The following is a 13,899-nucleotide window of genomic DNA, read 5'->3' on the forward strand; positions in this document are numbered from 1 at the left end:
GAATATTGTGCAACGAGGCTATAGTGTGTTGCATGTCCTATAAGCCTCGTCACGCAAAGCCGTCGGCAACGCGCCGTCGTGTTACTACGGTTATCGGCGCAACGGCCACCTCGACCGCGTTGTTTACCGCACAGCCGGCCACTGTTTCTGCAGCGCCATTAAGCTCTGGTTCTTCCGCTACCAGCTCCATTAATGATCAGCTGCAAACAATTGGGCAGCAAACTCGTGATGGTGCATGGAACCTCCGTAATGCCCTTATCGCGCAGGCTGATGTGCTCCCCGTTGAGGTAGCAGCGCCAATTAAAAACGGCATCGACGCCACCGTTAACCTGTTTTTCCCGGGGCTAATCCAAGAGCGCACCTTTGTTGTGCCACCGCCTCCACCTGCACCGGCGCCTGCACCAGCTGCTTCTGCGTTTGATCGTGGATCATGCCCACCGGCAGCACGTGCATGCGTCGATCTTGCTCAGCAGCGTGCGTGGCTCCAGCAAGACGGTCGTGTGGTTTATGGTGCGGTGCCGATCTCTTCGGGTCGACCAGGCTGGGAGACGCCTCTAGGTGTGTTCCATGTGAACCGCAAGGTCAAGGATGAAATCTCGCGTGAGTTTAACAATGCCCCGATGCCTTACTCGGTGTATTTCACAAACAACGGTATTGCATTCCACCAAGATAGCCCGAATGTGATGTCGCACGGATGTATTCACCTGTGGCACAACGATGCGGTGACGTTCTTTAACACACTGCAATATGGCGATATGGTGTACGTTTACTAGATTCTCATGTTGCTTTCTCTCCGTTCGCTACCTCGCAATATCCCGAAAGGATTGAGGTAGGGAAGCGGAGAGTTTTGTGTTTGTCTTTGGCGGGGGTGTAAGAGACTTTGCAAATTTTTAAGAAACGCTTGAAATATCTAGATCTACGTGGTAATGTTTTCGTTTGGTGTATTGCCAAATGGTATGTGCGCCTACTGTGACCTCGTGTTCTTGTGGGGACTCAGTAAAAGTAGCGAACGAAGCGACACTAATGGTAGCTCGCATGTATGTGAGGTGCCTGACGGTGTCAGGAATGTGGAGGATATGGCTAAGGAAGGCGCAATCGAGGTCGAGGGTCGTATTATCGAGCCTTTGCCGAATGCAATGTTCCGAGTCGAACTCGATAACGGACACAAAGTACTTGCTCACATCAGTGGCAAGATGCGTCAGCACTACATTCGTATCCTCCCTGAGGATCGCGTAGTTGTTGAGCTGTCTCCATACGATCTCACCCGCGGTCGCATCGTTTACCGCTACAAGTAAATCGTACTTACACAATTCAGAAGCCTCCATGCTTCACTGACGTTTCTGCGTCACCCACACCTTTGGCTGCGGTGGCTGAAGCCTCATTTGTGTGCCCCATCGTCCGGCTCCGACCGGGAAAAGTGGCAAGTGATGAGGACGAGCATGGAGAAAACCACCGTAACAACCGGAAAGGTACTGCCCTTATGGCACGTCTCGCTGGAGTTGACCTTCCGCGCAATAAGCGCATGGAGGTTGCACTCACTTACATTTACGGCATCGGCCCAGCCCGTGCCGCTCAGCTGCTCGAGGAGACCGGCATCTCCCCAGATCTGCGCACCGACAACCTCACCGACGAGCAGGTTTCTGCTCTTCGTGACGTTATCGAAGCCACTTGGAAGGTAGAGGGTGACCTCCGCCGACAGGTTCAGGCCGACATTCGTCGCAAGATTGAAATCGGCTGCTACCAGGGCTTGCGCCACCGTCGTGGTCTGCCAGTCCGTGGCCAGCGCACCAAGACCAACGCTCGTACGCGTAAGGGTCCTAAGAAGACGATCGCCGGAAAGAAGAAGTAATTCATGCCTCCAAAGACTCGCAGCACTGCACGTCGCTCTGGTCGTCGTGTAGTTAAGAAGAACGTGGCTCAGGGCCACGCTTATATCAAGTCCACCTTCAACAACACCATCGTTTCCATCACGGATCCTTCCGGTGCTGTTATCGCATGGGCATCCTCCGGCCACGTTGGCTTCAAGGGTTCCCGTAAGTCCACCCCATTCGCTGCACAGCTTGCTGCTGAGAACGCTGCTCGCAAGGCAATGGATCACGGCATGAAGAAGGTCGACGTATTCGTTAAGGGCCCAGGCTCTGGACGTGAGACCGCTATTCGTTCCCTCCAGGCTGCTGGCCTCGAGGTCACCTCGATCTCCGATGTCACTCCTCAGCCATTCAACGGCTGCCGCCCACCAAAGCGTCGTCGCGTTTAATAGGAAAGGAAAGGTAACTTACTATGGCTCGTTATACCGGCCCAGCAACCCGTAAGTCCCGCCGCCTCCGCGTCGACCTCGTCGGCGGAGACATGGCATTCGAGCGTCGCCCATACCCTCCAGGACAGGCTGGTCGTGCTCGTATCAAGGAGTCCGAGTACCTCTTGCAGCTCCAGGAGAAGCAGAAGGCTCGTTTCACCTATGGTGTTCTCGAGAAGCAGTTCCGTCGTTACTACGCAGAGGCTAACCGTCTGCCAGGTAAAACCGGTGACAACCTTGTCATCCTGCTCGAGTCCCGTCTGGACAACGTAGTGTACCGTGCAGGTCTTGCACGTACCCGTCGTCAGGCTCGTCAGCTTGTTTCCCACGGTCACTTCACCGTGAACGGTAAGAAGATCAACGTTCCTTCTTACCGCGTCTCTCAGTACGACATCATCGACGTTCGCGAGAAGTCGCAGAAGATGATCTGGTTCGAAGAGGCTCAGGAGAACCTGCTTGACGCTGTTGTACCTGCATGGTTGCAGGTCGTTCCGTCCACCCTGCGCATCCTCGTGCACCAGCTGCCCGAGCGCGCTCAGATCGACGTTCCGCTGCAAGAACAGCTCATCGTCGAGCTTTACTCGAAGTAATTTTTACAATTCTTCACCCTCTATCCATCCTTTCCGCCTACAGACGTCAAATAGCGGTCGTCACTTACAGGAGAGTTCTTCATGCTCATTTCTCAGCGCCCAACCCTTACCGAGGAATACGTCGATTCCGCTCGCTCGCGCTTCGTTATCGAGCCACTTGAGCCTGGCTTCGGCTACACCCTAGGTAATTCGCTGCGCCGTACCCTGCTTTCGTCCATCCCAGGCGCAGCAGTGACCAGCATCAAGATTGATGGTGTGCTCCACGAGTTCACCACCATCAACGGTGTGAAGGAAGACGTCTCCGACATCATCTTGAACATCAAGGGCCTTGTGCTTTCTTCTGACTCCGATGAGCCAGTTGTTATGTACCTGCGCAAGGAAGGCACTGGCGTTGTTACTGCTGGCGACATTGAGCCACCAGCAGGCGTGGAGATTCACAACTCGGATCTGCACCTCGCAACCCTTAATGAGCAGGGTCGTCTGGACATCGAGATGATTGTTGAGCGTGGCCGTGGCTACGTTCCAGCAACTCTTTATTCCGGCCCAGCTGAAATCGGCCGTATCCCAGTCGACCAGATTTACTCCCCAGTATTGAAGGTTAGCTACAAGGTTGAAGCTACTCGTGTTGAGCAGCGCACCGACTTTGACAAGCTGATCATCGACGTGGAGACCAAGAACTCTATGACTCCACGTGACGCACTCGCGTCTGCAGGCAAGACCCTTGTTGAGCTGTTCGGCCTCGCACGCGAGCTGAACACCGCAGCCGAAGGCATTGAGATCGGACCTTCTCCACAGGAGACCGAGTACATCGCTGCTTACGGCATGCCAATCGAGGATCTGAACTTCTCTGTTCGTTCCTACAACTGCCTGAAGCGCCAGGAAATCCACACGGTCGGTGAGCTCGCAGAGTGCACCGAATCCGATCTGCTGGATATCCGCAACTTCGGTCAGAAGTCGATCAACGAAGTAAAGATCAAGCTCGCTGGCTTGGGTTTGACCCTCAAGGATGCTCCAGAGGACTTCGATCCAACTCAGCTCGATGGCTATGACGCTGCAACCGGCGACTACATCGACACGGATCCTGAAGAAACCGAGTAAAAAGCCATTAAGACCAGCACGGTGGCACCGTCACGATTGTTGGTCTAGCGCTCAATAAACCTGTATACGAGGAGTACACCATGCCTACCCCTAAGAAGGGCGCCCGTCTCGGCGGTTCCGCGAGCCACCAGAAGAAGATTCTGGCTAACCTCGCTTCTCAGCTGATCGAGCACGAGGCAATCAAGACCACCGACGCCAAGGCAAAGCTTCTGCGCCCATACGTAGAAAAGCTGATCACCAAGGCTAAGGGCGGCTCCGTTGCAGATCGTCGCAACGTTGCTAAGTTCATCACCAACAAAGAGATCGTCGCAAAGCTCTTCAACGAGCTGGCTCCAAAGTTTGAAAACCGTGAGGGTGGCTACACCCGCATCATCAAGCTGGAGAACCGTAAGGGCGACAACGCTCCAATGAGCCAGATCTCCCTCGTTCTCGAGGAGACTGTCTCCGCAGAAGCTACCCGTGCCGCACGTGCTGCTGCTTCCAAGAAGGCTGAAGAGCCTGCAGAAGCTGTAGAAGCAGAAGCACCAGCTGCTGCCGAGGCAGAAGAGAAGTAAATTCTCTTATGGAGCGCACCAAATGCGCACCATAGCCTACAACCGCACCACACAAATTCCCCGCACGCGAGGGACACGTGGTGCGGTTTTTCGTTGCTGCTAGCATTAATCGCTATGACTAACGGCACGGTACGCATCCGCCTCGACCTCGCATACGACGGCACTGACTTCCACGGCTGGGCGCGACAAGGCGACTCAGACCTACGCACCGTACAAAAAATAATCGAAGACACCCTTAAACTCGTCCTCCAACGCCCCATCGACCTCACCGTCGCAGGACGCACCGATGCAGGCGTACACGCCACCGGACAAGTAGCACACTTCGACGTCGACCCAGCAGCCCTAGAAACACGCAGTATTGCAGGCGACCCCGCCAGGTTGATACGTCGATTAGCACGATTGATGCCAGACGATGTCCGTATCCGCAATATGAGCTTCGTACCAGCAGAATTCGACGCCCGATTCTCAGCACTACGCCGGCATTACATCTACCGCGTCACCACCCACCCCAGAGGTGCACTACCCACCCGCGCACGCGACACCGCCCACTGGCCACGCAGCGTCGATATTTCTGCAATGCAGGCCGCCTCCGACGCATTGATCGGCATGCATGACTTCGTAGCGTTTTGCAAGTATCGCGAAGGCGCTAGCACCATCCGTGACCTGCAAGAATTCACCTGGCATGACGTTTCAACTCCGCAAGAACCCCAGCTCTACGAGGCCCACGTCACCGCCGATGCCTTCTGCTGGTCGATGGTTCGCTCCCTTGTCGGAGCATGCCTGGTCGTGGGGGAGGGCAAGCGTGCTGATGGTTTCACCGAAGGCCTCCTCGGAGAAACCAAGCGCTCATCCTCAATCCCCGTTGCAGCGGCGTGCGGTCTCAGTTTGGTCGGCGTAGATTACCCCAGCGACGATCAATTAGGTGCCCGTGCTGAGCAAGCACGTGCCTATCGGACCCACGCCGAATTGCCTTCCCCATAAAAATTGCGTTATCTGGGAACCTTCCTAGGTGGTGATTACGTCTAAACACATGGGGGGAAGTTCAAACATCGGCTATCTCCTTGCTCATCGCAGCGCGACCGAGCAGACCCCAGAATGTGTTGAATAAGGAGACGTAGTCCGCAGTGACAAATAATCAACGCTCAGCACCCGGTATTAGCCCAGCAAGCAAAGCGCAAGTCTCAGGGCACAAATTTCTCCAACGACGCGCCGAGCTAGGCCTTTTGCTTGGCGACGTCCGCATGTTGCACGATCCCATTGCAAAACTACGAAGAGGCCTACTTTTTGGCCTCAGTGCTGCGGTGTTGTTAGGCGTGGGATCAGGCGCGCTAGCTGTGTTTAGTCCCGCCGCCGACCCCGGCGATGCGCCGATCATGCGTAGCAACAGCGGGGATCTTTTCGTACGCGTAGACCAGCAGATTCACCCCGTAGCAAATCTTGCCTCCGCACGACTGGTTGCCGGCGAGCCCGCACAACCAGTCAAAGCATCCGATTCAGTATTGGCCCGTGAACACATTGGGGTTCCCATCGGTATCCCCGATGCGCCACGCATTGTCCCCGAGAAATCCCAAGAACAACCCGCATGGCTTGTGTGCCACTGGGACGACACCGTGGAAGTAACACAAGTACACGATCCACATCAGCGGGATTTTCCTGCAGTAGCGGACAATACTGCACTTGTCGCGGCAACACCGTTTGTGGAATACCTCATTGTGGATTCGACACGCTACCTGCTGCCTCCGCCGGACTCACCAGCAGGGCGTAGTATCCGCAGGCGCATTGGGATGACAGAATCAACAGTGCGGTGGCGGCCACCCGCGGAAGTAATATCGCTGATACCAGAAGGACCACCCATAGCGCTTCCGGCCCCCGAATCAGAGATTCTGCATAGTGGTAAAAGTTCATGGCTCAATATCAATGCCCACGTGGTGGAGCTTACTGAACTACATTTAGCCATCCTCAATGATCTCGGATGGCGCGCTAGCCACGTACCAGCAGCGGCGATCAACGACCTACCCGACGCGCAGGAACCACTGCGGCTTCCCGAGCGGAAATACACTTTTGAGGAGGCAGCCCTTCCACCTCTGTGCATTGGTTTTATTTGGCAAGGCGACCACGACACCCAACCTCGTTGGGATCTTAAGGTATTTCAACGGGATAAAGACGCAGAAAACCTTGCGGTGGAGCTTTCTGGAGATTCGCCGGCTACGCATTATGCAGGTACAGGTATGTCTCAAGCGGTAGATACCGGTAGCGGATGGCATGTTGTTTCTGAGCACGGGCAACGCCATACACTCATGACACAAGAAAATGCCCGAATCCTAGGGTTTAAGGAATTCTACCGAGTGCCGTGGGAAGTTATGGGGTTGCTTCCTGAAGGCAGCGCATTGACAGCTGAGGCGGCGCTCGCGCCACTGTACTAGTGTGGTGTATAAGTAGGGAAGACCAATTGGTTATCCAATTGTTATCAAACCAGCCACTGCGCGCACATGCGACTGGCACCTAACGCGGAAAGGAACTTAGCAGCAATCATGAGTTCCATGCGCGATTCTGTAGCAGACCATCTCGAACGGTTGAATCGACACCACGAGAACCTTAAACACACCCGATACGGCTTTATCGTTCGGCCTCTTGTTCTTACCCTAGGTTGGATCGTTGTTGTCGTGGGTATTATCACCATCCCGTTCCCAGGGCCTGGCTGGCTCACCGTTTTTATTGGTATCGCTATTTTGTCACTAGAGCTGCACTGGGCCAGCAATCTTCTTGCTTGGGGAGTGCGGCTCTATGACAGATTTTTCAGCTGGTATCACGTGCAGTCGACCCGTATGCGCTACAGCCTCATCGCCGCAACCATTGCCGCCTGCTGGATCGTCGGTGGTGGTATTGCCATCGTAATGTGGAAATGCGGCACGCTAGGGATTTTGGATCCCATCTTTACTCCCGTTTTTTCTTAGCACGTTTATGCTGGATGACCTCAGTAAGAATCAGAACAACGAGTCCCCAAAAAATCACTTCAACTGCGTGCTCACGGATGAATTTTTGACGGTGCAGTGGCTTGATCTTCACCTGGTGATGCGTACGAGGCGCAGGAAATTCCATCGTGAGTGCATGGACCGGGTTGATTTTTCCTACGGTGGGATCTGAGCTCATCAAAATTCTTTGCCGAATGTGCTCTGGGTTTTCAGCGGGAAAACGCTGCTTTATCAATGCAGCAACACCTGAAACATAGGGGGCTGCAAAACTAGTTCCTTGGAAGGGATACACGCTGCGGTGGTTGAGCGTGCCTCCGGAGATACCAGGATGGTCGTGAGCTAGAGCAGCTGGAACATAACCTAACGCACTGACTAATGGGAATGGCGAGGGCATAGAGTAATCCGCGAAATGATACGGATCCTTTAAGGCACCGACCGTTAACACAGTGGGGTAGTGCGCCGGAAAAACACGAGCACCATGAACGCAATCATCTGTGCTACCGGTGGCATTGCCCGCTGCAGATACCACCACCGTGCCCGATTCTTCTGCGCGCCGGAGGGCCTCAACGAGTACAGCATCATCAACGGCATGATTGCTAGCAACACAGGAGACAACGGAAATATTAATGATCTGAGCATGCTGATCGATCGCGGTATGTATCGCATGAGCCAAAGAAGTCACAGTGCCTGAAGCTGCAGTATTGCTGGTTTGCTGAATAGAAATAAGCTGGGATTCCGGAGCAACACCGAGGACTGGGTCGGGTCCGGGTTGACCAGCGATAATACTTGCCACAACTGTGCCGTGGGCATCACAATCGTGCAGACCTCCCGTGGGGGTATAGCTGCCGCTTAGGTAGCTGCCGCCGTCGATAAGCCGCGGTAGGCGTGGATGCGGTGAAATACCTGTATCGATAACCGCAACAGTGACCCCACGGCCAGTAGCAATACGATGCAGTTCAGGCAGAACCTGCCATTGATCTGATGCGGATTGTTGCTCGTCCGATAGCGGCGCACTGACGGCACAGCGTTGTTGAGCGCTAACTGATTCAGGTAACGCACAACACCACGCTGCGGCGAGGACAATGGCAATAATTCCAGTGGTCTTCATCCGACTATCGCCCTAACCCAACCCACGAAGCAATGAGAAAATACCCATGAGGTGTGCAGCTAGCGGAACAATCGCAGCAACTGCCAACGATTCCACACGATGGAGCCACTGGGTGGTAGTGGGCGCAACACTGCTTAACTTATGCACCCAAACCGGAGCACTAATCGTGCTACCTGCGGCAAGGATGCTCACCACGATCCACGGCCACGCAAACGCATCAAGAGCACCATTAGTTGCGGCGATTATTCCGAGCATTCCAGCTACCCACAACGCCCACGTGCTATAAGCATCAGGACAACGATGAGCATGGAAAACACACACAACCGTGGCAAATGTGCACAGTGCTACGCAATAACCAGAGACAAAGGGACTGACCGCAAGATACGCCATCGCAAAAGCTAATGAGAGAGCAGAACCTACATACATTCCTTGAAAAATCGCACTGGCTTTTTGGGCCTTAAACGTCATGTCCGAAGGGGATGCGACCTTGTCGCTGACCGTGAGATCTTGGCCGGTATTAGGCAACCTCGGGATAGGCATAGCAGAAACACGTAAAGCAAGCGACGGGCCAGCAACAATGACCGCTACCGCACAAAGAATGACACCAGAAGCGGCTCCATTAAACCAACCGTGCACATCAAACTCGCGATCGCGATGCAGCCACCCAGCAGGGGCACTCGCGAAAGAACACACCACGACGGTAACAATGCCGCTTAGCCAATGAGCTATCGGCCAAAGAGACACCCGCGCGGCCACCATGATTCCTGCTAAAACCACAAGCGCAACTGTTCCCGCTGCTAGCACCGTATGAACAATGCTCAGCGACGTAGCGTGCGATACAGCGGTGAAAGAATCGCCGAGCAAAAAGAAGAACACGCTGGACCACGTGGCCAACAACCAAGGAATCAAGAGCAAAGGGCGCGTGGTGATCACAAAAGCGATACTCAGTAGTGCCGCGATAGCACCCCAGCGCGCTGATAACGGCACTGATTCCACGGGTAGCCGAAGCCCCAGCAACACGATTACTAGCGCACCAGCCATTGCAGCACATTCGGTGGTACCTCGGGCTGCAGCGTTGCTGCGACTACAATGCGCAAGTGCCTCTGCGGAATCGCGGATTACCGGGGCTGCTTGCGGTCTATGGGGACGAATAATCATGCTACTGCCGTGCGACAACTGAAGCGTATGTACTGGCGCGTACATGTCGTAAGGTAAGCCAGCTGGGCTGATCACCTGCCACACAGGAACTTCCGGATCAGTGAGTGGCTGTTCGGAAACTTGTTGGGCTAAGCCCAAAACTTCGGGGACTATCTCGGAAAATGTCGACTGCGACGGAACAGAAATATCCACCTCAGCCAGCGAATCGTGACCGCCATTGGATGCGTCTATCTGGAACCGCAGTCGGACGTCGTGAAGCATGGATTGCACATTTACCCCCTCAAATGTCGGTACCCCTACCGATCTAGACCTATCATGGCCTATGATTCAGAACATGTCTAGCCTCAAGGGGGAATTGGGGGAGACGAACACGGGGCACAAGGGGGAATACGTTGAATACAACAACGACATCGTCATGGCAGGAAATACCACCAATTAGCTTGGCGGAACGCGAGCCGGCGCCACCGCTACCACAGGGGTCACTGACACCAGAAAAAGTTCCCGATGCGATCAAACCGGAGCCGGTGTCGTTGTTGCGAATACTGATGCCAGTCATCATGATTACCGTGGTCATCGCCATGGTTGGGCTCATGGTGATCTCTGGTGGATCCCTTAACCCCATGATGTTGATTTTCCCGCTGATGATGGGAATGTCGCTTTTGATGATGATGTCGCCAACACATGGTGAAGACGTCAACGAAATGCGTCGAGTCTACCTGCGACATTTGATCGCCTTACGTGATACCGCGTTGCAATATGGGGAGCAGCAGCGACAACATCAGTGCTATCGCAACCCGCCACCGCATCATCTCGTGCAATGGGTAGAAACCCTCCGGTTATGGGAACGCCAATCACAAGACTCCGACGCATTAGAAGTGCGTATTGGCGTGGGCCCCACCCTGCTGTGCACACCTATTGAAATGAAAAATCCTGGAGCACCTGAGGACCTTGATCCGGTATGTGCCGTGAGTTTGAGATCCACGATTCGCGCGGTGCGAACTGTGCACGATGTGCCAATTAGTGTGCAGTTGCAAGCGTTTGCCTTTGTGATGGTGACAGGGGATCGTGCACACGACTTAGTACGAGCAATTATCGCCCAGTTATGCTTTCACCACGGCCCTGAATGTGTGGGGATTACAGTTGCCACTACTGGTGCGGATCAGCCTAGATGGTGGAAGTGGCTACCACACACCAAAGATCCACAGTCGGCGCGATTCGAAGTTCTCATAGTAGATTTCACCGTGGCGCATCCTGAACAACATGATGAGTTGATTACGCAGATTCTCCAGTCCAGCGCTACCACAGTGATTATTCTGAGCGAACCTGATTCGGATGCGCCCCAGCGCAGCGACTTTATGAGCATTATGCGGGAGTCTGGTTTTCAACTAGATGCTGGTACTAATCTTGTAGCAGTAACGGAGTCGGGGCGGGAAGTACTCGGCAAGTCAGATACGTTGAGTCAGGTGGCTGCGGGGCATTTTGCCCGAAGCCTTACTGGGAAAATTCGGCCGCAGCATCAAGTGGCTACCACCTCAGACTTGAGATTCTTGTTGGGGCTGGGAATTCCCACCCCAGATACTGTTTCTGTGCGTTGGGAGGAACGTGGCGCGCAGCGACTGACAGTTCCATTAGGGCTAACCGATGCCGGTACAGCGATGATGCTTGACATCAAGGAATCCGCCCACGGTGGTGTGGGGCCACATGGGCTATGCGTAGGAGCGACAGGTAGCGGAAAATCTGAGCTACTCAGGACACTTGTGGTGGCGATGGCAGCAACGCATAGCCCGCAAAGTGTGAATTTCGTGTTGGTGGATTTCAAAGGTGGGGCCACGTTTTTGGGTCTTGATGCGCTTCCTCATACATCGGCGGTGATTACTAACCTCGAAGACGAGGCAGTGTTGGTGGAACGCATGCATGATGCGATTTCAGGAGAGATGAATAGGCGCCAAGAGTTGCTGCGACAGGCCGGTAATTTTATCAATGTGGGGGAGTTTAATCAGGCTAGTTCGCAGGGGCAGATAGCGCACGATCCGATTCCTGCGTTATTTATCGTCCTTGACGAGTTTTCCGAGCTGCTAGGTCAGCACCCAGATTTTGCGGATCTTTTTGTTGCCGTGGGCCGCCTAGGGCGATCACTGCATATTCACTTGTTGCTTGCTAGCCAGCGATTAGAAGAAGGCCGATTGCGTGGCCTCGATTCGCACTTAAGTTACCGGATCGGTTTGAAAACATTTTCCGCGGCAGAATCTCGGCAGGTGTTAGGAATTCCCGATGCCTACGAAATCCCTAATCAGCCAGGTACCGGATTTATCAAAACTGGAGCCGATACGATTGTGAAGTTTCGCGCGTCATATGTTTCTGGACCCATGAAACAAGCCCGCGGCATCAGTGCCACTGAGAGCGCGACAGTGCGACCTTGGAACGGGTGGGAAGACGAGCACAGCGACACAGAATCTAACACCAACGATGCACCCTCGATGCCGTTACCCACGCTTGTCGACGCAGTGGTCACCGCCGCCCAACAGCGAGCAACAGAACTTGGACTCAACGCCCATAAAATCTGGCTTCCACCGCTTCCCAACACACTCGAAATATCTGAAGTACCAGCGGCCACGCCGGGACAGTTAACTGCACATGTCGGCTTAATTGATCGCCCATACCGGCAACGCCAAGACCCATTAGCGATGAGCTTTGAAGGACATAATGGGCATGCAGCCATATGCGGTGGACCTCAAACAGGAAAAACAGCAGCATTGCGCACGATCGTTACTGCACTCGCTGCGGGAAACCACACCGATGCCGTGAGGTTCTATATAGCTGATCTCTCAGGTCAAGGCCTAGCACAGCTTCAAGCATTGCCCCATGTAGCAGGGATTGCATCGCGTCACGAATCCGAAAAACTTGGACGCATGGTGGACGACATCCTGCACCTCATCGATCACCCCGAGCAACGCCACACGTTTTTCATCATCGATGGCTGGCACATTGTTGCACAAGAACACGAACACCTAGTGGAATCGTTTAATCGTATTGCTGCAGATGGATTAGCGGCCAACATCCATTTGGTCATCACTACTCCACGGTGGACTACTCTGCGGCCAGCGATCAGGGACCTCATCACCCAACGCCTTGAACTTAAACTCGGCGAGGCTCTCGATTCACTCATCGATAGAAAAGCCCAAAGCAAAATCCCCACACGTCCAGGCGTTGGATTGACACCAACCAAAGAACACATGATGTTGGCACGCAGCAGCAACCAAGACATCGCACATGTGGCGCAACTATGCAGCAACCAACCGCAGGTACCACAGCTTAAACTCCTGCCGACCGCTGTGGAATTACACGAATTAGCGTCGTTAAGCGAAAAAGAACACACAACCGGAATACGACTAGGAATTCACGGACGCGATTTATCGACCTTTACATGGGATACAAAAACCAGTAACCACCTGCTTATTTTCGGATCACAAGGCTGCGGAAAAAGCACAACCGTGGCAACTATTTTGGCCGATATCTGCAACCGTGGCCCCGAAGCAGCTCGATGCGTGGTCATTGACCATAGGCGAGCACACTTAGGAACCATCGACCCCACCATGCTTGCCGCATACTCCGCGAGTACTACCGTTACCGAACAAACTTTGGCAAGCACCGTGATCACTCTTGAAAGCCGACTCCCAGGACCTGAAATCACACCCGAACAACTCAAACAACGCTCATGGTGGACCGGCCCAGACATCTTTCTAGTCATCGACGATGCAGACTTAGTCCCAGAGCCACTATGGCATCGATTAGTTGAACTCATCCCGCACTCAAGAGACATAGGTCTACACATCGTTGCCGCTCGAAAAATTGGTGGCAGCCAGCGGGCACTCTACCAGTCGTTTTACTCGGCAGTTAAAGACCAATCACCCATGGTGCTCGTCATGGATGGCGAACGTGACGATGGGCCACTATTCGGAATCCGGCCACAACGCCTCATACCAGGACGTGCCATCGCAGTGATCCGTGGCAGCAATAAAGGACAATGCCATATTGCGCAAAACATCCCAGAAATAGCCAGCTAAAGCATAAAAGCAGCTGTACTCATCAAACTAGAGGGCAACAGGGGAGAAAAGGGGGAAAT

Annotated in this window: 13 protein-coding genes; 11 read left to right on the forward strand and 2 right to left on the reverse strand. The window is 54.0% G+C overall.

The annotated features are described in order from the left end of the window. The first annotated feature begins 32 nt into the window (after positions 1-32). The 10 genes from ABMV07_RS02745 (at position 33) to ABMV07_RS02790 (ending at position 7,492) form a co-directional block, all read left to right on the forward strand. Entirely contained in the window at positions 33-773 is a 741-nt protein-coding gene (locus ABMV07_RS02745) for a L,D-transpeptidase (RefSeq protein WP_197688559.1), read from the forward strand. A gap of 303 nt (positions 774-1,076) precedes the next feature. Next, on the forward strand, positions 1,077-1,295 hold the full coding sequence (infA, locus tag ABMV07_RS02750) for a translation initiation factor IF-1 (RefSeq protein WP_004566852.1): 219 nt from the start codon (positions 1,077-1,079) through the stop codon (positions 1,293-1,295). 185 nt (positions 1,296-1,480) lie between these two features. Next, positions 1,481-1,849 carry a 30S ribosomal protein S13 gene (rpsM, locus tag ABMV07_RS02755; RefSeq protein WP_004566853.1) on the forward strand — a complete coding sequence of 123 codons (369 nt, stop codon included), beginning with the start codon at positions 1,481-1,483 and terminating at the stop codon, positions 1,847-1,849. Positions 1,850-1,852: 3 nt separating this feature from the next. Then, positions 1,853-2,257 (forward strand): 30S ribosomal protein S11, encoded by a 405-nt coding sequence (gene rpsK / locus ABMV07_RS02760; RefSeq protein ID WP_004566855.1) that lies wholly within the window; start codon positions 1,853-1,855, stop codon positions 2,255-2,257. Positions 2,258-2,280: 23 nt separating this feature from the next. Then, positions 2,281-2,886 carry a 30S ribosomal protein S4 gene (gene rpsD / locus ABMV07_RS02765; protein WP_004566857.1) on the forward strand — a complete coding sequence of 202 codons (606 nt, stop codon included), beginning with the start codon at positions 2,281-2,283 and terminating at the stop codon, positions 2,884-2,886. An 81-nt stretch (positions 2,887-2,967) separates the two neighbouring features. After that, a complete protein-coding gene (locus ABMV07_RS02770; RefSeq protein ID WP_088267691.1) occupies positions 2,968-3,984 on the forward strand; it encodes a DNA-directed RNA polymerase subunit alpha in 1,017 nt (338 codons plus the stop codon). 80 nt (positions 3,985-4,064) lie between these two features. Further along, positions 4,065-4,538 carry a 50S ribosomal protein L17 gene (gene rplQ / locus ABMV07_RS02775; RefSeq protein ID WP_088267690.1) on the forward strand — a complete coding sequence of 158 codons (474 nt, stop codon included), beginning with the start codon at positions 4,065-4,067 and terminating at the stop codon, positions 4,536-4,538. Positions 4,539-4,652: 114 nt separating this feature from the next. Next, positions 4,653-5,519: a tRNA pseudouridine(38-40) synthase TruA gene (gene truA, locus ABMV07_RS02780; RefSeq protein ID WP_374064846.1), complete on the forward strand. Its 867-nt coding sequence runs from the start codon at positions 4,653-4,655 to the stop codon at positions 5,517-5,519. Between the two features lie 143 nt (positions 5,520-5,662). Continuing rightward, positions 5,663-6,961: a type VII secretion protein EccB gene (gene eccB, locus ABMV07_RS02785; RefSeq protein ID WP_374064847.1), complete on the forward strand. Its 1,299-nt coding sequence runs from the start codon at positions 5,663-5,665 to the stop codon at positions 6,959-6,961. Positions 6,962-7,069: 108 nt separating this feature from the next. After that, positions 7,070-7,492 (forward strand): TIGR02611 family protein, encoded by a 423-nt coding sequence (locus ABMV07_RS02790; RefSeq protein ID WP_047938769.1) that lies wholly within the window; start codon positions 7,070-7,072, stop codon positions 7,490-7,492. Here ABMV07_RS02790 and ABMV07_RS02795 read toward each other — a convergent pair. After that, on the reverse strand, positions 7,473-8,618 hold the full coding sequence (locus tag ABMV07_RS02795; protein WP_088267687.1) for a S8 family serine peptidase: 1,146 nt from the start codon (positions 8,616-8,618) through the stop codon (positions 7,473-7,475). The two genes, ABMV07_RS02790 and ABMV07_RS02795, sit on opposite strands and share 20 nt — an antisense overlap. Before the next feature lie 12 nt (positions 8,619-8,630). Further along, positions 8,631-10,046 carry a type VII secretion integral membrane protein EccD gene (gene eccD, locus ABMV07_RS02800; protein WP_197688557.1) on the reverse strand — a complete coding sequence of 472 codons (1,416 nt, stop codon included), beginning with the start codon at positions 10,044-10,046 and terminating at the stop codon, positions 8,631-8,633. Positions 10,047-10,354: 308 nt separating this feature from the next. On the opposite strand from eccD, the gene eccCa reads away from it, so the two are divergent. After that, entirely contained in the window at positions 10,355-13,840 is a 3,486-nt protein-coding gene (eccCa, locus tag ABMV07_RS02805) for a type VII secretion protein EccCa (protein ID WP_374065001.1), read from the forward strand. Positions 13,841-13,899: the final 59 nt, after the last annotated feature.

The organism is Corynebacterium belfantii (genome assembly GCF_041898185.1).
Lineage (GTDB): Bacteria > Actinomycetota > Actinomycetes > Mycobacteriales > Mycobacteriaceae > Corynebacterium > Corynebacterium belfantii.

Bases quoted from the DNA above. Each gene is read 5' to 3' on its own strand.
- eccCa (WP_374065001.1), top strand. From the start codon at position 10,355: ATGGTTGGGCTCATGGTGATCTCTGGTGGATCCCTTAACCCCATGATG.
- infA (WP_004566852.1), top strand. From the start codon at position 1,077: ATGGCTAAGGAAGGCGCAATCGAGGTCGAGGGTCGTATTATCGAGCCT.
- ABMV07_RS02790 (WP_047938769.1), top strand. From the start codon at position 7,070: ATGAGTTCCATGCGCGATTCTGTAGCAGACCATCTCGAACGGTTGAAT.
- truA (WP_374064846.1), top strand. From the start codon at position 4,653: ATGACTAACGGCACGGTACGCATCCGCCTCGACCTCGCATACGACGGC.
- ABMV07_RS02770 (WP_088267691.1), top strand. From the start codon at position 2,968: ATGCTCATTTCTCAGCGCCCAACCCTTACCGAGGAATACGTCGATTCC.
- rpsM (WP_004566853.1), top strand. From the start codon at position 1,481: ATGGCACGTCTCGCTGGAGTTGACCTTCCGCGCAATAAGCGCATGGAG.
- rpsD (WP_004566857.1), top strand. From the start codon at position 2,281: ATGGCTCGTTATACCGGCCCAGCAACCCGTAAGTCCCGCCGCCTCCGC.
- ABMV07_RS02745 (WP_197688559.1), top strand. From the start codon at position 33: ATGTCCTATAAGCCTCGTCACGCAAAGCCGTCGGCAACGCGCCGTCGT.
- ABMV07_RS02795 (WP_088267687.1), bottom strand. From the start codon at position 8,618: ATGAAGACCACTGGAATTATTGCCATTGTCCTCGCCGCAGCGTGGTGT.
- rplQ (WP_088267690.1), top strand. From the start codon at position 4,065: ATGCCTACCCCTAAGAAGGGCGCCCGTCTCGGCGGTTCCGCGAGCCAC.
- rpsK (WP_004566855.1), top strand. From the start codon at position 1,853: ATGCCTCCAAAGACTCGCAGCACTGCACGTCGCTCTGGTCGTCGTGTA.